The 19,542-nt window shown below is 62.9% G+C and carries 21 protein-coding genes and 1 pseudogene; 12 read left to right on the top strand and 10 right to left on the bottom strand.

Annotation, left to right across the window (positions count from 1 at the left end; translation table 11 throughout):
* Positions 1-6: 6 nt before the first annotated feature.
* Together JX25_RS03610 and JX25_RS03605 are read left to right on the top strand one after the other, a co-directional pair.
* Positions 7-402, top strand: coding sequence for a rhodanese-like domain-containing protein (locus JX25_RS03610; protein ID WP_128253728.1), 396 nt, complete (start codon positions 7-9; stop codon positions 400-402).
* A complete protein-coding gene (locus JX25_RS03605) occupies positions 399-827 on the top strand; it encodes a GNAT family N-acetyltransferase (protein WP_128253727.1) in 429 nt (142 codons plus the stop codon). Before JX25_RS03610 ends, JX25_RS03605 begins: the two co-directional genes overlap by 4 nt.
* Positions 828-927: 100 nt before the next feature.
* Here JX25_RS03605 and JX25_RS03600 read toward each other — a convergent pair whose 3' ends face one another.
* On the bottom strand, positions 928-2,082 hold the full coding sequence (locus JX25_RS03600; RefSeq protein ID WP_128253726.1) for an MFS transporter: 1,155 nt from the start codon (positions 2,080-2,082) through the stop codon (positions 928-930).
* Between the two features lie 108 nt (positions 2,083-2,190).
* Between JX25_RS03600 and JX25_RS03595 the strand changes: the two genes are divergently transcribed.
* From JX25_RS03595 to JX25_RS03585, 3 genes are all read left to right on the top strand, one after another.
* A complete protein-coding gene (locus JX25_RS03595) occupies positions 2,191-3,075 on the top strand; it encodes a LysR family transcriptional regulator (RefSeq protein ID WP_128253725.1) in 885 nt (294 codons plus the stop codon).
* A gap of 154 nt (positions 3,076-3,229) precedes the next feature.
* The gene (locus JX25_RS03590; protein ID WP_128253724.1) at positions 3,230-3,727 is read left to right on the top strand and encodes a GNAT family N-acetyltransferase; all 498 of its coding nucleotides are present in this window, start codon (positions 3,230-3,232) and stop codon (positions 3,725-3,727) included.
* 90 nt (positions 3,728-3,817) lie between these two features.
* The gene (locus tag JX25_RS03585; protein ID WP_128255164.1) at positions 3,818-4,891 is read left to right on the top strand and encodes an IS110 family RNA-guided transposase; all 1,074 of its coding nucleotides are present in this window, start codon (positions 3,818-3,820) and stop codon (positions 4,889-4,891) included.
* A 296-nt stretch (positions 4,892-5,187) separates the two neighbouring features.
* On the opposite strand, the gene JX25_RS03580 is transcribed toward JX25_RS03585, so the two are convergent.
* Positions 5,188-5,718 carry a shikimate kinase gene (locus tag JX25_RS03580; protein ID WP_128253723.1) on the bottom strand — a complete coding sequence of 177 codons (531 nt, stop codon included), beginning with the start codon at positions 5,716-5,718 and terminating at the stop codon, positions 5,188-5,190.
* 133 nt (positions 5,719-5,851) lie between these two features.
* Between JX25_RS03580 and JX25_RS03575 the strand changes: the two genes are divergently transcribed.
* The 3 genes and pseudogenes from JX25_RS03575 to JX25_RS15325 all read left to right on the top strand — a co-directional run.
* Entirely contained in the window at positions 5,852-6,286 is a 435-nt protein-coding gene (locus tag JX25_RS03575) for a GNAT family N-acetyltransferase (protein WP_128253722.1), read from the top strand.
* 163 nt (positions 6,287-6,449) lie between these two features.
* Positions 6,450-7,576, top strand: a protein-coding gene (locus JX25_RS03570; protein ID WP_128253721.1) for an IS3 family transposase whose coding sequence is annotated in 2 segments (ribosomal slippage) — positions 6,450-6,714 and positions 6,714-7,576 — 1,128 coding nt in all. Because the reading frame shifts where the segments join, the coding sequence is not laid out codon by codon here.
* Between the two features lie 43 nt (positions 7,577-7,619).
* Positions 7,620-7,898, top strand: a pseudogene (locus JX25_RS15325) (LysE family translocator); the annotation flags it as partial.
* A gap of 58 nt (positions 7,899-7,956) precedes the next feature.
* Here the strand turns inward: JX25_RS15325 and JX25_RS03560 are convergent.
* From JX25_RS03560 to JX25_RS03535, 6 genes are read right to left on the bottom strand one after another with little or no spacing between them, the layout of a single operon-like run.
* Positions 7,957-8,742, bottom strand: a complete 786-nt coding sequence (locus tag JX25_RS03560; RefSeq protein WP_164876045.1) for an HAD-IIA family hydrolase — start codon at positions 8,740-8,742, stop codon at positions 7,957-7,959.
* Entirely contained in the window at positions 8,739-9,590 is an 852-nt protein-coding gene (locus JX25_RS03555; RefSeq protein ID WP_128253719.1) for a phosphodiesterase, read from the bottom strand. The genes JX25_RS03560 and JX25_RS03555 overlap by 4 nt, the downstream gene beginning before the upstream one ends.
* Before the next feature lie 50 nt (positions 9,591-9,640).
* The gene (locus JX25_RS03550) at positions 9,641-10,885 is read right to left on the bottom strand and encodes an ABC transporter substrate-binding protein (RefSeq protein WP_128253718.1); all 1,245 of its coding nucleotides are present in this window, start codon (positions 10,883-10,885) and stop codon (positions 9,641-9,643) included.
* Positions 10,886-10,902: 17 nt separating this feature from the next.
* Positions 10,903-11,865, bottom strand: a complete 963-nt coding sequence (locus JX25_RS03545; protein WP_128255162.1) for a carbohydrate ABC transporter permease — start codon at positions 11,863-11,865, stop codon at positions 10,903-10,905.
* Positions 11,865-12,761, bottom strand: a complete 897-nt coding sequence (locus JX25_RS03540; protein WP_128253717.1) for a carbohydrate ABC transporter permease — start codon at positions 12,759-12,761, stop codon at positions 11,865-11,867. The genes JX25_RS03545 and JX25_RS03540 overlap by 1 nt, the downstream gene beginning before the upstream one ends.
* On the bottom strand, positions 12,758-13,876 hold the full coding sequence (locus tag JX25_RS03535) for an ABC transporter ATP-binding protein (RefSeq protein ID WP_128253716.1): 1,119 nt from the start codon (positions 13,874-13,876) through the stop codon (positions 12,758-12,760). The genes JX25_RS03540 and JX25_RS03535 overlap by 4 nt, the downstream gene beginning before the upstream one ends.
* Before the next feature lie 103 nt (positions 13,877-13,979).
* Between JX25_RS03535 and JX25_RS03530 the strand changes: the two genes are divergently transcribed.
* Together JX25_RS03530 and JX25_RS03525 are read left to right on the top strand one after the other, a co-directional pair.
* Positions 13,980-14,930 carry a LysR family transcriptional regulator gene (locus JX25_RS03530; RefSeq protein WP_128253715.1) on the top strand — a complete coding sequence of 317 codons (951 nt, stop codon included), beginning with the start codon at positions 13,980-13,982 and terminating at the stop codon, positions 14,928-14,930.
* Between the two features lie 128 nt (positions 14,931-15,058).
* Positions 15,059-15,301 (top strand): hypothetical protein, encoded by a 243-nt coding sequence (locus JX25_RS03525; protein WP_128253714.1) that lies wholly within the window; start codon positions 15,059-15,061, stop codon positions 15,299-15,301.
* A 407-nt stretch (positions 15,302-15,708) separates the two neighbouring features.
* On the opposite strand, the gene JX25_RS03520 is transcribed toward JX25_RS03525, so the two are convergent.
* Both JX25_RS03520 and JX25_RS03515 read right to left on the bottom strand, forming a co-directional pair.
* A complete protein-coding gene (locus JX25_RS03520) occupies positions 15,709-16,584 on the bottom strand; it encodes a hypothetical protein (protein ID WP_206611509.1) in 876 nt (291 codons plus the stop codon).
* A gap of 123 nt (positions 16,585-16,707) precedes the next feature.
* Positions 16,708-17,019, bottom strand: a complete 312-nt coding sequence (locus JX25_RS03515) for an ETC complex I subunit (protein ID WP_128253713.1) — start codon at positions 17,017-17,019, stop codon at positions 16,708-16,710.
* Between the two features lie 109 nt (positions 17,020-17,128).
* On the opposite strand from JX25_RS03515, the gene uvrB reads away from it, so the two are divergent.
* Together uvrB and JX25_RS03505 are read left to right on the top strand one after the other, a co-directional pair.
* Positions 17,129-19,309, top strand: a complete 2,181-nt coding sequence (uvrB, locus tag JX25_RS03510) for an excinuclease ABC subunit UvrB (protein WP_128253712.1) — start codon at positions 17,129-17,131, stop codon at positions 19,307-19,309.
* Between the two features lie 65 nt (positions 19,310-19,374).
* Positions 19,375-19,512, top strand: coding sequence for a lipoprotein (locus tag JX25_RS03505; protein ID WP_128253711.1), 138 nt, complete (start codon positions 19,375-19,377; stop codon positions 19,510-19,512).
* Positions 19,513-19,542 lie beyond the last annotated feature (30 nt).

Raw genomic sequence — 19,542 nt, 5'->3', positions numbered from 1 at the left:
ATTCCGATGCCAAGCGCCGTCACGCAGATCCCCGCCGCACCTGCCGAAGCCGCACGTCGGCACTTCGCAACGGAGTTCACCTTCGAGACCGACTGCTGGGACGTGCATGACGCGCTGTCGAAGGATGCGGACTTCGTGCTCCTCGACGTGCGCAGCCCCGCGCTGTTCGCCGCCGGTCACATCCCCGGCGCGGTCCTTCTGCCGCATGGTAAGATCACGCGCTCGAAGATGAGCGCGTGGCCGGAGGGCACGCTGTTCGTGACCTACTGCGCCGGTCCGCACTGCAACGGCGCGGCGCGCGGGGCGCTTCGGCTGGCCGAACTGGGCCTGCCAGTGAAGATCATGGCCGGCGGCATCACCGGCTGGATCGACGAGGGGTTCGACTTGGCGACGGGCGCATGAGGATCCGCGCGGCACGGCTGGACGATGGCGGGCAGCTTTTGCCCTTGATCCACGCCCATGCCGCGTTCGAGCGCAGCGCGGCGAGCCTGACGGCCCCGGCTCTGGACGATCTGCTGCGGCAGTCCGAGCGGCCGGTCCACCTGTTCGTGGCGGAACTGGACAACCTGCTCGGTTACGCAGCGCTGACCTTCGACTACGCCCTCTGGCAGGGCGCACGAACGGGAAATCTCGATTGCCTGTTTGTGGCCGAGTCCAGCCGCGGCCTCGGTCTCGGAGGCCACCTGTTGCAGGCAGTGGCCGAAGCCGCACGACAAGCCGGAGCCATTCGGCTCGAATGGCAGACGCCGCGATGGAACGCGGCGGCGATCGGCTTCTACCAGAAGTTCGGCGTTGCTGGAGAAGGAGCGTTTTCGTTTTTTTTGTGATCGTGCCGATCCCGAAGCCGCATCAGCGGCCAAGGTCCTGCTGCATCGGGAGTCAGAGCCCTTTGCAGACCTTCTCCTCTATTCCCTTGATCAGCAAACTTTACCTGCGCAATGCCACCGCCAAGCCAGCGGCAAGCATGAACACCAAGGTCCAGGGCAGGATCGTCACGCCCCAGTGATCCAGCACCAGCCCTCCGACGATCCCGCCGCCCGCGATTCCGATGTTCCAGACGGTGACAATCATCGATTGGGCGACGTCTGCGCTTTCGCCCGCGGCTTTGGCCGATGCCGTCTGGAACAGCGTGGCCGACCCACCGAAAGACAGGCCCCAGACGATGGTGCTGGCATAGATAGCCGCTGGCGCATCGGGCCAAATCCCGAAGCCGATTGCCGAGATTGCGAACATCAGGAAGCTGGCGAGGATCAGCGCCCGAAGGTGCCGGTCCACCAGTGTTCCCACGCCCCATATGCCGAGCAAGGAGGCGACCCCAAAGGTCAGGAGCACTGCGTCGATGCGTGTCCCCATGCCGCCCGCGTGCAGGAATGGCGCGATGTAGGTGTAGAAGACGTTGTGCGCGAGGACGAAGGCAAGTGTCATGAACAGAACGGGCCGCACCCCCTGCAAGGTGAAAACCCTGCGCAATGACGCCCTCTGCTCTGCTGTGGAGCCTGGGAAGTCCGGCAGCTTTGCCACGATCCACAAGATCAGGAAAACGGTCATCACGCTCATCAACCCGAAGGTCATCCGCCAGCCGAGTTCTTTGCCGAGGAGCGTTCCCGCAGGAATGCCCAAGGCCAGTGCCAGAGGGGTTCCGACCATCGCCACGGCAATCGCCCGCCCCTGAAGGTGCGGGGGCACCATTCGGGAGGCGTAGCCCGCCAGAAGCGCCCAGACCAGACCCGCACAGATGCCTGCAATGAACCTCGCGCCCAGAAGCACCGCATAGCTGTCCGTGATCGCGGTGAGGGTGTTGGCCACGGCGAACCCGCCGACCGCGAGCAACAGCAGGGGACGTCGCCTCCACCCTTGCGTTGCGGTCGTCAGCGGAATCGCCGCCAGCAGGGAGCCGAGCGCGTAGACGGTGACAGTCTGCCCGATCAGCGCCTCGGAGGTTTGGAAGTCACGGCTCATCAGCGACAGCACCCCCGCCGGAAGGGCTTCCGTCAGGATGGTGATGAACCCTGCCATGGCAAGGGCAAGAAGGCTGACTAAGGGAAGGCGGTCTGCGGGTAGGGTCGCGGCACTGGTGGTCATCGTCATTCCTTTCGGGGCATGCCTTCTGGTAGACGATGGTCTCACGGGCGATAATGACCCCGATGTTCGCAATACAACGGACGGATTGTCCGCAATTGGAATCTAGCAATGGACAACCTGAACACGCTCCATGCTTTTGTCCTCGCGGCCGAGGCCCGCAGCTTCACCGTCGCGGCACAAAAGCTGGGCATCTCCGCCTCCGCCGTTGGAAAGGCCATCGCGCGCCTTGAGAACAGACTCGCCGTCCGGCTTCTGCATCGGTCCACCCGATCCGTTGCCTTAACACCAGAGGGCGAACTGCTGCTGGTCCGGTGCCGCCGCATCTTGCATGAGGTGGAAGCCGCCGAGGCGGAACTGTCGCAGTCCCGCGCAGCGCCTCAGGGCAAGCTCCGCGTCAGCCTTCCGCTTGTGGGGATGCTGATGATGCCGGTGCTGACGGCCTTCATGCGGGCGTGGCCGGACGTGCAGCTCGATCTCGATTTCACCGACCGCATGGTTGAGCTGGTCGAAGAAGGATTTGATGTCGTCATCCGCACGGGTCAGGCAGAGGACTCTCGCCTAATGACCCGAACTCTGGGGGCGTTCGGCTACAGCCTGGTCGCAAGTCCGAATTACCTTACAGTGCACGGACGCCCTAGGTCGATCAGCGATCTGGCTCGACACCGTTGCCTACATCACCGCTATCCCACGACCGGGCGACTGGAAGAGTGGCCGCTGGCCCGCCCCATCAACCTGCCTGTCACCGCCGTTGCCAGCACCATAGAGCCGCTCGTCGTCATGGCCGAGGCCGGTCAGGGCATAGCTTGCCTTCCTGTCTTCGCCGTGCGCGAACACCTGGAGCACGGAAGCCTTGTCGCGATCCTTGATGGCGCTGCATCCGGCACCGTCGAGTTCAGGGCGGTCTGGCCGTCCAGCCGCAACCTGTCACCGAAGGTCCGCGTCTTCGTCGATTTCATGGCCGGGCATCTGGAGACAAAAGCTGCCGGAGCCTGATCTAACGAATGGCGGCTTCGTCCCATCCTCGACTACATGTCCGCTGCCAAGCGCGGGCGAGGCAGTATCGGTGTTTAGAGCCCAAAGCCGCCCTTCCCGCGTGGTTGCTCAAGGGGGACTTCTGGTGGATGCTCCGGGAAAAAAGGAGCCCCCTGTGCCTGATGTAATAATCCGCCAACTCACGAAGGATGATGTTGCCACGTTCAAGGCGATACGGCTGGAAGCGCTCCGGATGGAACCAGCGGCATACGCCAGCAGCGTGGAAGACTGGGCATCCCTGTCTGACCACGAATGGGCCAGCAGGTTGCAGATGCCTGTATTCGTAGCTTTTCAGTCTGGGGAGCCCGTGGGGATCATGGGTTTGCTGCGCCAGCAAGCGAGCAAGATGAAGCACCGGTCCACGCTCATCATGGTCTACCTGCGCGACAGCGCACGAGGACAGGGCTTAGCTGAGGGTCTTATGGACGCTGTAGCCAGATTTGCCGCAGAGAGCGGGGTATTGCAGATCGAGTTGAACGTGAGCAGCCAGAACAGTCGAGCGATCCGCTTCTATGAGCGGAGCGGCTTTCGTGCCATCGGGCTCATTCCGGCCGGGATGATCCACGAGGGTGAAGAGGTCGATGAAGTGATCATGGCACGTCGTCTGATGTGACCCCAACGTCGGCTAATGGGATGTGCCGGCTGCTCCCCTCGAACGTCGTGTTATCCTGAACGGGATCACCGCATCGAAAGGAGAACGGCCATGCGCGTGAAGAAAGCAGGAAGCCTTGAGACCCTTGCCGTCGTTGGCATCGACATCGGCAAGGACACGTTCCACCTGGTCGGCTTCGATCAGACGGGCCAGTTGGTCTTGCGTCAGCAGATCCGACGACAGGCGCTGACCACTGTCTTCGACGGTCTTCCACGCTGCGTCGTCGGCATGGAGGCCTGCCTCAGCGCCCACTTCGTCAGCCGGACGTTGCGCCGGATGGGCTTTGAGCCGCGCATCATCCCGGCGATCTACGTCAAGCCGTTCAACAAGGGCCAGAAGAACGACTATAACGACGCCGAGGCCATCGCCGAGGCGGCGTTGCGCCCGAACTTGCGAACCGTATCCGAAAAGAGCCAGGACCAGCTCGATCTTCAGGCGCTGCGCCGGGTGCGGGCCCGCCTCGTGTCCCGGCGCACTGCGACCATCAACCAGATCCGCGCCTTCCTGATCGAGCAGAACATCACCGTCCGTCCGGGCCTGCGGGCGCTGAACAACTCGTTCGACACGATCCTCGAGCAACGCCGCGAGGAGATGTCATCCAGAATGCGCGCCATCCTGACGGGTCTTCGTGACGACTGGCAGTCGCTCGACGGGCGGATCGAAGCGATCTCGGCCGAGATCGTCGAGGTCAGCAAGGCCGAGGAGAACTGTGTCAACGTCATGACGATCCCCGGCATCGGTCCGATGATCTCGACAGCCTTGGTTGCCGGGATCGGCAAAGGTGAGGCCTTCGATCGTGGCCGCGACTTCGCAGCCTGGGTCGGGTTGGTGCCACGTCAGTTCAGCACCGGCGGGCGCACGGTCCTTGGCCGGATCACCAAGCGCGGCAGTCGATACCTCCGAATGCTGTTCGTCCAGGCGGCAAAGGTCATCATGATGCGCCCGCACCGATGGCCTGCATTTAGCTTCGGCGCGTGGCTAACGGACGCGGCAGCTCGAATGCCGCACAACAAGGTTGCCATCGCGCTGGCCAACAAGCTTGCCCGAACGGCGTGGAGCATCTTGCACCACGGCACTCGGTTCGACGCCCCACATGATAGAGACATGGCTGCGGACGCGATCTGATCGCACCCCCAGCCATCAAGGAGTTCGCAGGAGAGAGAACAGCATGGAACGGAGAACATACGCCCCCAGAGTCTGATGGGACAAAGGGTCGTCATCGACCTGTCGGCTAATGAGACCACGGCGCGTGCGTAACCCCAGAATGGCCACGGCCCGCGAGCCGAGACACAGGCCGCATACATATAAGCGACTTCCGCAAGCCACGCCAAATTCTCGATTGCGAACAGCAGCCGGCACATACAAATGTCCCACCCTAAGCCGCGCCAGGCGCGGCGCTGCCACATCCGCGCCCAGAGCCCTTAGCCGTCCTTCGGTGGCTTGATTGCGATGCGATCAGCGTCCGATACGACAAGCTCCGGAAAGCCCAAGGCGCGATATTCCGTGAGGCGACGGAGATACTTCTGGCGTTCCGGCTCATATAGGAGGCCAAACCCTCGCCTCACCTGCCGGCGTGCCACGATTTCTGCAGCTCGCTCATCGTCAGGATGTGGAAGGACAAGAAACGCGTCGCCACTGTTTCGCACCAGAGTCACGAGGCAGCCGCGCAGCGGCTCAGCCATGTCTTTGCTGAGAACCCCTGACGAAAGAGCGGCCACCATGCGGGAGGGGGCCTGCTCCAAGAAGCCCGCAAGGAGCAGACCGTTCCTGTGGGAGTAGGCCTCATAGCCATTCTGACCAATGAAGCTTCTGATGTTCAGGATCTGGTCGCAGAACATGTCGTCCAGATCGTAGAAGGGAAATCCAAGGGTAGCGGCCACCTGTTTGCCAAGCGTCGTCTTTCCGGCACCGCCAGGTCCTACGAAGATGACCCTTCGGGATGACGCACTCATAGATTGCCCTCACGTTCATCCGTCCATGTTACAGTGAGAGTCCGCTTCGTCCCAATCCTCGACATCCGTGCCCATCATTGACCTTGGAAGGCTTGCCCTTGCGGGGCCAACGGCACTGCAAGTAGACCGTAGCATGATCCAAGATATCACCATCCTCAGCGTCCCGCCGTTTTCAGCACTCTGCAATCTTGCCTTTGCCCTGCGGCGCGAAGTGTTCGTGCTCGAACAGCAAGTGCCGGAGGAGGAGGAACTTGACGAGCACGACCTGCGCGCAACCCACCTCGTAGCTATCTCCAACGGAGAAGTCGTCGGGACCCTGCGCCTCGTCCAGACGGAGCAGCATGTTAAAATCGGACGGGTCGCCGTGCGTATGTCTGCTCGCGGCAAAGGCATTGCGAAGGCGATGATGCTTCAGGGGATGGACGCGATGCGGAACCAGAGTCAGGACAAGTTCTACCTTGCCGCACAAGCCGACAAACTCGGCTTCTACGAGAAACTCGGCTTCACGGCATTTGGCGACATGTTCGATGACGCTGGCATCCCCCATCTATCGATGCGGAACTACTGATCGGAAGTAGATCGAGAGTCCGCTCCGTCCCACCATCACCTCTGACGCCGCCACTCGGGGAGAACCGCAAGCCCTACTACTTCGCTCTCTGAAGGCTTCGGACGTGGTGATCCTCCCCCAATGAAGTGGTCCGCCGTTATGTTTAGGAAACGGAGGATTGAGGATGTCAAACAAGCGACCGAAGCCGGAAGAGATTGTCTCGAAGTTGCGGCAGGTTGAAGTTCTGATGGGTCAAGGCCTGTCGCGTTTGGATGCGATCAGGCGGATCGGCGTTGTAGAGCAAACCTATTACCGCTGGCGCAAACAATATGGCGGGATGGGCGTGGATCAGTTGAAGGAACTGAAGCGGCTCCAGCAGGAGAATGAGCGGCTCAGGCGTGCCGTGTCAGACCTGACGCTGGACAAGTTGATCCTGAGTGAGGCGGCCCGGGGAAACTTCTGAGCCCGGCTCGTCGTCGGGCGTGTATTGATCATGTCTGCGACGAGCGGGGCGTTTCCGAGCGTCGGGCCTGCCAGGTGCTTCGTCAGCATCGTTCCACGCAGCGCAAACGGCCACGAGGGCGGCCAGACGAAGATCGCCTGGTCGCGGACATGATCGAGTTGGCCCGGCAATATGGCCGCTATGGCTATCGCCGGATCGCAGCTTTGTTGCGCGATGCCGGATGGCAGGTGAACGACAAACGTGTCGAGCGCCTGTGGCGGCGTGAAGGGCTGAAAGTGCCATCGAGACAACCCAAGAAGGGCCGGTTGTGGCTGAACGACGGATCCTGCGTCCGGTTGCGGTCGGAACACCGGGATCATGTCTGGTCTTATGACTTCGTTCACTGCCGCACCAATGACGGCAAGGTGTTCCGGACGTTGAACATCCTCGACGAGTTCAGCCGCGAATGCCTGACGATCAGGGTGCGGCGCAAGCTGAACTCGACCGACGTGATTGATGCGCTGACCGACCTGTTTATCCTGCGCGGCGTGCCGTCTTTTATCCGCTCCGACAACGGCCCGGAGTTCATCGCCCTGGCCGTCCGGGACTGGATCAGGGCTGTCGGCGCAAAAACGGCTTACATCGAACCGGGATCGCCTTGGGAGAATGGCTATTGCGAAAGCTTCAACGCCCGCTTCCGCGACGAACTGCTGAACGGGGAAGTCTTCTACAGCCTCCGCGAGGCTCAAATCCTGATCGAGCGATGGAGGAAGCACTACAACACAAAACGACCACACAGCGCATTGGGCTATCGCCCGCCGGCTCCGGAAACCTTCATCTCGATGGACCAAAGGCCGGTCATGCACTAACTTTCAAACTGGACCACTCAGCTGGGGCTGATCACCCGGACCGGTCTTCCTGCTCATTGCCTCTACCTCGGCTCATCATGGTCGTGCAGAGGGTGTCCGCGTTGCTCTTGGCGTGGCTGGTGCCACGTTCGTGTGGACCTCTTTAACCGTCATGGGGCTGGGTGCGGTATTGGCATCGGTCGTTTGGGCACAGACGGTGATCCGGATCGCAGTGGGCCTCTATCTGCTTTGGCTCGGAATAGGCATGATACGAAGCAGTCTGTTCATCCGACCCGGCCCTATCCTTAGCTGCACACCGGACGATCCAGATGCTCCAACATAACCTCTCCTGCATACAAACTGTTGAACGAGTCTGCATGCTGGATCGTGGAAGGGACCGACTAGACGACGGTTTGTTGGAACCGCCTTTCTTCATCGGACGGCACGACCAGATCGGCGATCGTACGCCCGAAGCGCCGGTCGGGATGCACCAGAATTGAAGACATACCCAATCGTCTTGCGCCTGCGATATCGGTCTCGGAATTGTCACCGATCATGACCGCGTGTTCTATTCCGATCCCTTGCAGGGCGCGATGAAAGAGTGACGGCTCCGGCTTGCCTATGATGGGCATCGATAGTCCGGGATGGCAGGCGCCAAGCATATGGACTAAGGCGCCCGTCTCGATCGCCGGGCCGGTGGGTCCGGGGTGGGTCACGTCCGGGTTGGCCGCAACCGCGGGGACGCCGCGGATGATCTGGCCGAGGGCCGCTTCGATCTCCATCACGCGCGCATGCGGTGCACGGCACAGGACAACCAGATCGGGCCGGTCGGGGGTCAGGTCGAACCCCAGTTGCGCCGCACGGCTTCGGATCGTGTCCGTGGCGATCAGCATGATGCGGGGGCGTCCCAGTGTTGCCTTGAGGTGCAGCAATGTCTGCTCGCCGGCCAGAAACAGGCGGCTTTCGGGCACTGGCAGGCCGATCCTTGACAGACGCAGAGACAGGGTCGCCGCCGTGTCGGTGGAATTGTTGGACACTAGAACCAGCTTGTCCGCCACGCTGCGGACGAATGCGGCGGCCCCATCTATCGGGCTGTCACCCCGGATCAGGCAGCCGTCGATGTCGCACAGGATGCGTCGCGCCTTGGTGACCAGCGCCCGGCACTCCTCGTTCCGATCGGGCGTCACAGGTCGATGAACCCATCGTGCCGCATCTCCGTGGACCAGCGCTCGGACAAATCGCCGTCCGGTGCCATCAGCGGAAAGCAGGGCGCGCGCGAGGCGAATTCGTGCATGTGGACGGTGATCTGGTCGGCATCCGCGAGAACGACGCCATAGGCAGGTTCCGCCAGATCTCCGGGAATGGTGCCGGTCTCGCCAAGATCGAAAGCGACTTGGTGGTTTAGCCCGCGCATGCACGAGAACGAGATCCCGCGCCAGTTGCCGAAGATCGCCCGGTGGACATGGCCGAAGAACAGGTGACGGATGCGGTGCTTGTGCGGGGCGATGACGGTGTAGAATGCCTCGGCGTCCAGCATGCGGATGGCGTCCATCGACCGTATACCGGTGTCGATGGGCGGGTGATGCATGAACAGCAGCACCGGACCTTCGGACGCCGCAAGCTGTCGTTCCAGCCATTCAAGCCGCTCGTCGCAGTAGCCGCCCGCATGGGTGCCCTGAACGCGCGTGTCAAGGAACAGGCACAGGCCCGCTTCGGTCTGGCAGGTCGATTGCACGAAGCCGTTTTCGTCGCGCAGCTGATCGGGGAAGGCCGCGGCAAAGGATGCCGTATCGTCGTGATTGCCGACCATCAACACCAGCGGTGTCGTCAGCGCCGCGATGGCGCGGGTGAAGGCGCCATAAGCCTCGGCATCGCCCCAATGCGTCAGATCACCGGTGATAACGGTGAAGGCGGCGTCGGAATGGTCGCGGTTGATGCTTTCGACCGCCAGCGACAGACGGCGCGCCGGATCGGCTCCGAACAGGCGGCGCCCGCCGCCGATGACGTGAGTGTCGGTCAGGTGGATGAATTTCATGTCGATCTCCGGTGCCGGCCGCGCGGAATGCACGACCGGCGGGTTCGGTGTCAGCGCGGCAGCAGGTCCGCGACCTCGTCCACCAGTTCCTGTTGCAACTCTTCCATGTCGGGCTGCTCGCCCGTCACCAGACGCTCCAGCCCGTCATAGATGACTTGGGTGATCGCAAGGCCGTTCGCGCCGGGATAGGCCTGCCATTCGCGCATCAGCGGAAGCTGCTGAACCGCCGCGGCCTTTTCCGAATAACGGCTGTAGAAATCGGTCAGGATCAGCTCGTTCGCGGCCCGGTTCGGCGGCATGTAGCCGGTGGTGCGTGCCACATCCGCCGCCCCTTCGCCCGAGGTCAGGAACTTGATCCACTCCCACGCCGCCGCACGCACCGCCGGATCGTCCGAGGTGGAGGTCATCATTGCCGCATTGCCACCCGCCGGAAGGCCCAGCGGTGCCCCCTCAATGCCGGGGAAGGATGCCGTGGTGAAGGGCAGCTCCGCATTCCCGCGCGTGATCCGCCCGACATAGGAGGTGGAGGAGAACAGCATCGGGATCTCTCCGGCGGTGAAGGAAGTGATCGCCTCCTCGACCGACAGGTTCTTCATCCCGCATTCGGTCACGATCTTCTGGATCGTTTGCAGCGCCACCAGCGCCTCGGGGCTGTCCAGCGTCATGGCGGCACCCTCGACGATGGGCTTGTCCTGCGACCACATCAGCGCCTGGAACAGCCAGTTGCCGGTGATCTGCCAGTCCCAGAAGATCGGGTTCTCGTATCCCGACTCGCGCAGGGTGCCGCAATCGGCGATCACCTCGTTCCACGTCGTGGGGAATCCGTCGATGCCCGCATCGGTCATTACCTCAGTGTTGTAGAACCCGACGGGCAACGAGACCGAGAATGGCAGGCCATAGACCTTGCCGTCGAAGGTCGACAGGTCCAGCATCGCCTCGTGATAGCCTTCGACCTCGAAATCGGCCTCATCGGTGATGAACGGGTCGAGCGGTTGGGCGATGCGTTTCTCCACAAGGATCTGCTGCCGGTTTAAGCCCTGCATCGTCACGTCCGGCAGGTTGCCCGACACGGCCTCGCGCAGGATGGTGTTGGACGCATCCTCGTATTCCTCGTAGGAGGCGCGGAACTTCACCTCGATATCCGGATGCGCCTCTTGGAAGCGGGGAAGGATCGCTTCATAGGTCACGTCGAAGATGGCGGAATAGGGATAGACGAACTCGATCGTCACCTTGTCCTGCGCGGTGGCGGCGCTGGCCGAGAGCATCAGCCCGGCAAGAAGGGAAAGACGTTTCATGGGGATCTCCAGTGGGGTTATTTCATGCCCGAAAGCGCGATGCCTTCGATGAACCTGCGCTGCGCCAGAAGGAACGCGGCGATCAGCGGGATGACGATGATGGTCGCGGTCGCCATCATCGGGCCATAAAGGCTGCCGTCGGCGCCGGCCTGGAACTCGCGCAGGCCTAGCGGCGGGGTGAACAGGTCGCGGTCGCCCGTGATGACGATGCGCGGCCAGAAATAGTCGTTCCAATGCGCTGTGACGGAAAAGATGGCGAAGGCGACCAGCGCGGGAATGGCCGTGGGCAGCATCACACGCCAGACGATGGCGAACTCGCCCATCCCGTCCATCCGCGCGGCATCGACCAGATCGTCGGGCACGCTCATGAAGAACTGACGCATCAAGAAGATGCCGAAGGCCGAGATCGTCCACGGGATCACTAGCGCGGCATAGCTGTTGGTCAGCCCCAGCTTGGCCAGCCCCAGATAAAGCGGCAGGGCCACCGCGTTCACCGGAATCAGCAGGCAGAACAGCACCAGAGCAAAGGCCGCGTCGCGCCCCCAGAACCGCAGCTTGGCCAGCGCATAGGCGGCGGGCAGCGCCACCACCACCTGGATGACGAAGATAGACAGGGTGACGATCAGCCCGTTCAGCAGATAGCGCAGCAACGGCGCCTCGGTGAAGGCCTTGGTGTAATTGAAGACGGCGGGGCGCATCGAACAGGCGTCGCGACGCTCGGCCTCCAGCCGGTCGAGGATCACGTCGTCGCTCTGGCCGGGGGGGTCGGCGCGGGCGGCCTCCAGCGCGGCGCGGTCGGGCTGGTTGCGGGCGAAGCACATCGCGTCCACCATCGGAGCCTGCGCACCGAAGAAGCCGCCGGTCCCGCGCTCGATCTCTCCTGGCGATTTGAGAGAGTAGCTGAGCATCACCGCGAAGGGCGCCAGCACGACGATGCCGCCAAGGATCAAGACGAGGTGTTTCAGGGCCTGGGTGAACATCATAGGGCCTTCCGCTCGGCGATGCGGCGCTGAAGCACGGTCAGGGCCATGACGGAGATTAGGAACAGGACGGTGATCGCCGCGCCGATGCCCACGAGGTTCTGCACGATGCCCTTTTCATAGATCGCGAACATCATGAGATAGACGGATTTCGCCGGCCCCCCGCCGGGCGAGAACAGCACCTCGACCGTATCGAACGTCTGGAAGGCGCGGATGCTTGTCGTGATCAGCACGAACATTGTCGTCGGGCGCAGGGCGGGCCATGTCACCAGCCGGAACCGCTCCCACGCGGACCGTGCGCCGTCCATCTCGGCCGCGCCGTAAAGTTCGCGCGGGACCCCGGACAGGCCCGCAAGATACAGCACCATGTTGAAGCCGAAGCTTTGCCAGACGCCGATGAAGCAGGTCACCCAGATCGCATAGTCCCGATCCCCCAGCCAGAGTGGCATTTCGGCCGGGCACACCCCTTCGGGCAGCACGCCGCAGACGGCCAGCAGGCCGCGGTTCACGACACCGATGGTCGGGTGCAGCATCATCTGCCAGACGATGGTCATCGCCAGCAGCGTGGCCATCACCGGCAGGAAATAGACCGACTTGTAGAAGGCCGCCCCGCGCGACAGCGACTGGATCAGAAGCGCCGCACCAAGGCCCAGCCCGATGGAGGCGGGCACCACCACCGCGACATAGGTCGCCGTCGCCACCAGCATCTTCTCATACGTCGAGCTGCCGAAGATCCTGCCGTAATTGTCGAAGCCGACCCACCGGATCCCCGACGCGCCAAGCGAGTAGTCGGTGAAGCTGAGGATCACCGCCGCAAGGATCGGCAGGATCAGGATCGCCATCATCAGCACAAGCGCGGGCGCGCCCAGCAGAAGGGCCGTGCGACCTTGGGTCATGCGGCGGCCCCTTCGCAAACGGTGACATCCCGGCAGCGCCGTCCTTCGGCGTCGAAGACCAGCGCCAGCGCCGGATCGAACCCGATGCTCACGGTCTGCCCGATCGTCGCGGGCATGGCCGTCCGCAGCACGAGGCGCGAGGGCAGCCCGGCGACGGCGACCTGAACCACAAATTCGTGGCCCATATTCTCCACATGCGCGACCTCTCCGCGCAGTTTCGGCGCGCGGTCGGTCAGGAACAGCGTCTCGGGGCGCAGGGCAAGGCGCAGCGCCGCACGCCCGCGATGACGCAGAGGCAGCGCGCAGCCGGGGATGGCGATGCGGCCCGCGCCATCCGCCTCGGCGGGGATGACGTTGATGCGGGGTGATCCGATGAACTCGGCCACGCGCAGATCGCAGGGATCGGCATAGATGCGGGCGGGCGTGTCGCACTGCAGGATCCGCCCACCCATCATCACGGCGATGCGGTCGGACATGGTCATCGCCTCCACCTGATCGTGGGTAACATAGATGAAGGTCGCGCCCAGCTTGCGGTGCAGTTCCGTGATCTCGGTCCGGGTGTGGGCGCGCAGCTTGGCGTCGAGGTTGGACAGCGGCTCGTCCAGAAGGAAGGCCGCAGGATCGCGCACCAGCGCCCGGCCAAGCGCGACCCTCTGGCGCTGCCCGCCCGAAAGCTGTCCGGGGCGACGGTCCAGCAGCGGCGTGATCTCCAGCATCTCGGCCGCGCGCCGCACGTCGGCTGCGATGGACGCATCACCGCCCAGCAGGCCCCCGATCAGCGGCAGGCGCTGCCAGCGGTTCAGCCGGCGCATCCGCAGCGGCACTGCGATGTTCTCCGCCACCGTCAGATGGGGGTAGAGCGCGTAGGACTGGAACACCATCGACAGGTTGCGATCCGCCGCGCGGGTGCCGGACACCGACGCGCCACCGATCCTGACATCGCCGACCGTCGGCGCCTCCAGTCCGGCGATGATCCGCAGCAGCGTGGACTTGCCGCAGCCCGACGGCCCGACAAGGGACACGAACTCGCCCGCGCCAATGTCCAGGTCGATGCCGCGCAGGATTTCCGTGTCCTTGTAGGACTTCTGGATTCCCTTCAGTGATACCGTCGCCAAGATGCCGTTCCCTTTGTTGTCACGGTTGGCATAGGCATTTCGGTTGTAACGTTTATGACATGTTATAAATCTAGGTTATGGCCCGAGAAGATGCGGAGCCATGATGAAACGCCCTACCGCCAGCCAGATCAGAGCGTTCAACGAAGTCGCCGCGACAGGCAGCTTTTCTCGCGCGGCGAAAGCCTTGGCGGTGTCGCAGCCGGCGGTGACGGCACAGATCCGCGCGATGGAGGAGGCACATGACGTGCGCCTCTTCGACCGTGTCGGAACGGGCGCGAACCTGACTGCGATCGGGGAAAGGCTCTACCGTCACACGCGGCAGATGCGCGATACCGAAAAGGAAGCGGCAGTGATTCTCCACTCCGCGCGCACGCTGATGATCGGCGAGCTGACCATCGCGGCGGGCGCGCCGGGGCCTGCGATGTCGCTGGTCGCCGCCTATCGCGACCTCTATCCGGGGATCCGGTTGGAGATCATCTTCGGCAACTGGCAGCAGGTGGTCACGGCCGTGCGCGAGCGCAAATGCGATCTGGGCATCCTGACCGAAGCGCCTCATGCCGAAGACATCTTCCGAGAGACGCTCTTCGATCAGGCCCTCGTGGCACTGGTCCCCGAGGGGCATCCTCTGGCTGGGCGGCAGGAGGTGGCGCTGGCCGACCTGATGGACGAGCCGCTCCTGTTTCGCAGCGGCCAGTCGCAGACCCAGAAGCAATTGAACCGCGTGCTTCACCAGGTGGGGCTGAAGCCGCAGCCGCTTCTTTGGTTGGAATCCCGCGAAGCGATCTATGAAGCCTGCGCCCAAGGCATCGGTATCGGGTTCATGTTCGATGCGGCGTCAACGCGGGCGGATCGGGTGAGGCGTGTCAAGATCGCCGAGATCCGCGAATTCTTCCCGGAACACGCATTCTGCCTCAAGTCCAAGCGCACCCTCCGTCCGGTCGAGGCTTTCATGAACCTGGCCAGCGATCAACGTTCGGACCGCGGCGCAGCGCGGGAACGAGCCCAGAGCCGCCGTTCGGGCCGCATGGATGAGCGATCCGCTTTGACGAATTGAGTTTTTAAAGGTTGGGAACAAGTTGCCTCGCAGTCTGTTGCCCGTGATCATAGTTGCTGCCGCGACAGATCGAGAAGACGGACAAACTTTCCTTATCGCCACCGGCTGTAATTCGTGGACCTAACCATATGTCAAAATTCGAAACGCTCGCGGCAACGGTAAGATCGGTAGCAACCCGGAACCGGAAGCCGAAGGACATTATCGCCGATGTGCGCAAGCTCCATCCCAAAGCGTCCAAGAAGGATGTGGTGCGTGCCGCCTTCTATGCCCTGACGATTAGGCCGGCGGATGCATCCGGGACTGAAGCTGATGCGCCGCTTTACGACTTCGCCCTATCGCAGCGCACCGTGAAAGATGATGAAGGTCAATAGGCTTCCAACTTGAGCCGAGGCCCCCCGAATCCGTTGGCGTAATGAGCACGAATAATGGGTTAGCAAGCAGCGCGTTATGCCTGTTGACTAAGGATTCGCTTCGGCGCCAGCGCCTTGACAGACACGGCAAGCCGCCGACCCGCTGCCTTGGCAGACCTTTTCGAAGCAGCGGCCCAGCCGGGGACTCTACTTAGGTAGCGTATGACCGCTCTGTCCCAAAATGCGACCTCGGCACGACTGCGCTTCCTGCCTCTAGAGAACAAGCCCCGGACGCCCACCGCCACATGAGGGGCATTTGCGGTTATGGATGTCAGAGCCGTTGGCTCCGTGATTCAAGCCGCAAGTTCTGCAGCACAGGCGGTAGACCTGCTGGTTATGATCGATCCCCGGCCGACCGGTCGGCCCGATCACGACTTGTCCGTGCCGCTGCGGTAACCCGGCATCCTCGTGCTGCGAGGAGCATGAGGCGAGGTGGTCGTCGTCCGCAGTGGCCGTGCAGGCAGCGCGTCGGTGGTGACGCCAAGGATCCAGCCCTCATGCTGCGCGAGACGGCGTGCCTCGTCGCTAAGCTCTGGCTCCGACGCTGCCCTTAACTGGCCATCCGCATCTGCGTCTCGCAGCCAGGATGCTACGACGAAGGCGTCGTGCTGGTCCGGTGTCCGTTCCTCGATTGGGTAATCGCCGGCCCACAGGCGAGGGTAGATCTCGACAAGGCACGAGACACCGGACGGCATGTGCCAGCCGTCATAGGGCCAGACATGCAAGTCGGGCAGTGTGCGACGTGTCTGGCGCAGGAACGGCAACCCTGCATGGGTGGACTTCGCCACCTGTCCTGTCACGTCGAAATGGAACACGGACTTCGCACGGCAGATCTCCTCGACCCGACGCCGCCATCGCGGCTCTCCACTGCGGAGCGCCGCCAGCCCCGCCACGCCCGTCCGCACGAAGTCGACGTAGAGGTCGGGTTCATCCGTCGGCCAGTGCGCGTGGAAATCGTCAAGGAAGGTATCCCAGTCGCGCGGCAGGTCGTGGCGGGCGAAGTAGACCTCGGGGAAGGAAAATGAATGGTCGATGCCGGCGATGGTCGGCACATCCTCGGCAAAACGCGCGATCAGCCAGTCCGCCAGCCTGCGTCGCGTCCAGTAACGCTTTGGACCCGCAGGTGGCGGAACCTCCACCGCAGGCCCGCCTGCTTCCGTCATGTAGACCCTCAGGCCCTTCAGGCTGGAGTCTGCCGTCTCCGCCCCGGAGTAGTCGATGCCGATGGTGCGCTGGAACTGCATGGCCCCTCCACAAGCAAAGACCGCCCGAAGGCGGTCATAGCAGAATCAATGGCTTGCAAAATCTATGCCCCGAACCGGGAATTCTTTGCCCCGAACGGCAGCAACTATGCCCCGAGCTACAAATCAGTGCGTCCATGCACCACGGCGGTCGGTGGCGAAGTTCTCGCCGTAACCGCGGGGGCGGATGTTGGGCTTGCGGGGCTGTTCCGGCGTGACCTCCACCTCAATCCCATGCTCGCGCGCATAAGCCTCGGCGGCCTCGCGCGTGTCGAAATGCAAGCGCACCTGCGGTTGCGTATCGTCCGAGGAGGTCCAGCCCATCAGCGGATCGATCTCGCGCGCGGTGGCGGGGGCAAAGTCGAGAACCCAGTCTTTCGTCTTGGCAAGTCCGGACTGCATGGCCGTCCGGGCAGGTTTATAGATTCGTGCGCGCATGATGCCCCTCCTGATGCGTGGCACTTTGCGAAATCCGCGTGTTCCCCGCAAGCCCGTCTTGAACCGGAACAAATACAGATCAAATTAGGGGCCGACAAAGGATGTGCCGATGCCCCACAACACCCACGAGATGACCATGTTCCGCCCCAACGTTCCGGCACGCGAAAAGCTGGAAGGCGGCAAGCGGTTCGTCATGCAAACGCCGTTCACGGCGGCGGGCGACCAGCCGACAGCGATCGCGGAACTGTCGGCAGGCGTGAAAAACGGCGAACGCGACCAGGTGCTGCTGGGGGCGACCGGCACGGGCAAGACCTTCACGATGGCCAAGATCATCGAGGAAACGCAGCGGCCCGCCATCATCCTGGCCCCGAACAAGACGCTGGCGGCTCAGCTTTACGGCGAATTCAGGGGCTTCTTCCCCGACAACGCGGTGGAATACTTCGTCAGCTACTATGACTACTACCAGCCCGAGGCTTATGTCGCGCGGTCTGACACCTATATCGAAAAGGAATCCCAGATCAACGAGCAGATCGACCGCATGCGCCACTCGGCCACGCGGGCGCTTCTGGAACGGGACGATGTGATCATCGTGGCCTCCGTGTCCTGCATCTATGGCATCGGCTCGGTCGAAACGTATTCGGCCATGACGCAGGATCTGGTGGTGGGCCAGAACTATGACCAGCGCGAGGTGATCGCGCAGCTGGTGGCCCAGCAATACAGGCGCAATGATCAGGCCTTTGCGCGCGGCGCCTTCCGCGTGCGGGGGGATGCGGTGGAAGTGTGGCCGGCCCACCTTGAGGATCGGGCATGGCGCTTCAGCTTCTTCGGCGAGGAGCTGGAAAGCATTGTCGAATTCGATCCCCTGACGGGTGCGAAGTCGGACAGCTTCAAGCAGATCCGCGTATACGCCAACAGCCACTATGTCACGCCGCGCCCGACGATGCAGCAGGCCGTGCAAGGCATCAAGTCGGAGTTGAGGATGCGGCTGGACCAGCTTGTTTCCGAAGGGAAACTTCTGGAAGCGCAGCGCCTTGAACAGCGCACCGCCTTTGATATCGAGATGCTGGAGGCGACAGGCGTCTGCAACGGGATCGAGAACTATTCCCGCTATCTTACCGGGCGCGCACCGGGTGAGCCGCCGCCCACCCTGTTCGAATTCATTCCCGACAATGCCATTGTTTTTGCCGACGAATCTCACGTCTCGGTCCCGCAGATCGGCGCGATGTACAAGGGCGACTACCGGCGCAAGTTCACGCTGGCCGAACATGGCTTCCGCCTGCCCTCCTGCATGGATAACCGCCCCCTGAAGTTCGAGGAGTGGGACGCGATGCGCCCGCAATCGGTGTTCGTGTCCGCAACCCCCGCCGCGTGGGAGCTGGAGCAGGCCGGCGGCGTTTTCGCCGAACAGGTCATCCGCCCCACCGGCCTTCTGGACCCGATGGTGGAAATCCGACCGGTGGACATGCAGGTCGACGATCTGCTGGACGAGATTCGCCGCGTCAGCCAGCAGGGCCTGCGCACGCTGGTGACTGTGCTGACAAAGCGCATGGCCGAGGATCTGACGGAATACTTCCACGAACAGGGCATCCGCATCCGCTACATGCACTCCGACATCGACACGATCGAGCGGATCGAGATCCTGCGCGACCTGCGCCTTGGGGCCTTCGACGTGCTGGTGGGCATCAACCTTCTGCGCGAAGGGCTGGACATCCCCGAATGCGGGCTGGTGGCCATTCTTGATGCCGACAAGGAAGGCTTCCTGCGGTCCGAAACCTCGTTGATCCAGACCATCGGACGTGCCGCGCGGAACGCCGAGGGCCGCGTGATCATGTATGCCGACCGCATCACCGGCAGTATGGAACGTGCCATGCGCGAAACCGATCGGCGGCGCGAAAAGCAGATCGCCTATAACGAGGAACACGGCATCACGCCGCAAACCGTCAGGAAGAACGTGGACGATGTTCTGGCCGGCCTGTGGCAGGGCGATACCGACCAGTCGCGCGTGACGGCGAAGGTGGACAAGCCGATGGTCGGCTCCAACCTTTCGGCGCATCTTGATGCGCTGCGCGTGCAGATGCGCAAGGCAGCCGAGAACCTGGAGTTCGAGGAAGCCGCCCGCCTGCGCGACGAGGTGAAGCGGCTGGAGGCCGTGGAACTGGCCGTGGCCGACGATCCCCTTGCCCGCCAATCCGCTGTGGAGGAGGCGCAGGAGGCGGCGATGGCCAGCTCCGGCCGGTCAACTGCAGGGCGTGCCGGGCAGCGCGGGGGCAATAAACGGCGCAAACGCTGAAATCATCGGGAACATTTTCGGAAGAGGCTGCGTTCGATCCGCAGAAACAACGAAGGAAACTTCTCATGCGCAAACTGACGCTTCTGCCGATCCTCGCCCTTGCTGCCCTGGCCGCTTGCAACACAGTCGAAGGCGCGGGCTATGACCTTTCGGCCGCAGGAACCGCGATCAGCTCGGAATCGCGTGAGGCACAGAACCCGTAAGCAAAAAGGCCGGTCACAATGACCGGCCTT

The sequence above is a fragment of the Falsirhodobacter deserti genome (assembly GCF_004015795.1).
Classification (GTDB): domain Bacteria; phylum Pseudomonadota; class Alphaproteobacteria; order Rhodobacterales; family Rhodobacteraceae; genus Falsirhodobacter; species Falsirhodobacter deserti.
Note: the sequence above shows the minus strand (reverse complement) of the source record. Positions and strands in the feature narration are given on the sequence as shown.

Bases quoted from the DNA above. Each gene is read 5' to 3' on its own strand.
- JX25_RS03595 (WP_128253725.1), top strand. From the start codon at position 2,191: ATGGACAACCTGAACACGCTCCATGCTTTTGTCCTCGCGGCCGAGGCC.
- JX25_RS03505 (WP_128253711.1), top strand. From the start codon at position 19,375: ATGCGCAAACTGACGCTTCTGCCGATCCTCGCCCTTGCTGCCCTGGCC.
- JX25_RS03515 (WP_128253713.1), bottom strand. From the start codon at position 17,019: ATGCGCGCACGAATCTATAAACCTGCCCGGACGGCCATGCAGTCCGGA.
- JX25_RS03605 (WP_128253727.1), top strand. From the start codon at position 399: ATGAGGATCCGCGCGGCACGGCTGGACGATGGCGGGCAGCTTTTGCCC.
- JX25_RS03580 (WP_128253723.1), bottom strand. From the start codon at position 5,718: ATGAGTGCGTCATCCCGAAGGGTCATCTTCGTAGGACCTGGCGGTGCC.
- JX25_RS03545 (WP_128255162.1), bottom strand. From the start codon at position 11,865: ATGTTCACCCAGGCCCTGAAACACCTCGTCTTGATCCTTGGCGGCATC.
- JX25_RS03525 (WP_128253714.1), top strand. From the start codon at position 15,059: ATGTCAAAATTCGAAACGCTCGCGGCAACGGTAAGATCGGTAGCAACC.
- JX25_RS03585 (WP_128255164.1), top strand. From the start codon at position 3,818: ATGCGCGTGAAGAAAGCAGGAAGCCTTGAGACCCTTGCCGTCGTTGGC.
- uvrB (WP_128253712.1), top strand. From the start codon at position 17,129: ATGCCCCACAACACCCACGAGATGACCATGTTCCGCCCCAACGTTCCG.
- JX25_RS03540 (WP_128253717.1), bottom strand. From the start codon at position 12,761: ATGACCCAAGGTCGCACGGCCCTTCTGCTGGGCGCGCCCGCGCTTGTG.
- JX25_RS03600 (WP_128253726.1), bottom strand. From the start codon at position 2,082: ATGACCACCAGTGCCGCGACCCTACCCGCAGACCGCCTTCCCTTAGTC.
- JX25_RS03530 (WP_128253715.1), top strand. From the start codon at position 13,980: ATGAAACGCCCTACCGCCAGCCAGATCAGAGCGTTCAACGAAGTCGCC.
- JX25_RS03610 (WP_128253728.1), top strand. From the start codon at position 7: ATGCCAAGCGCCGTCACGCAGATCCCCGCCGCACCTGCCGAAGCCGCA.
- JX25_RS03520 (WP_206611509.1), bottom strand. From the start codon at position 16,584: ATGCAGTTCCAGCGCACCATCGGCATCGACTACTCCGGGGCGGAGACG.
- JX25_RS03555 (WP_128253719.1), bottom strand. From the start codon at position 9,590: ATGAAATTCATCCACCTGACCGACACTCACGTCATCGGCGGCGGGCGC.
- JX25_RS03575 (WP_128253722.1), top strand. From the start codon at position 5,852: ATGATCCAAGATATCACCATCCTCAGCGTCCCGCCGTTTTCAGCACTC.
- JX25_RS03550 (WP_128253718.1), bottom strand. From the start codon at position 10,885: ATGAAACGTCTTTCCCTTCTTGCCGGGCTGATGCTCTCGGCCAGCGCC.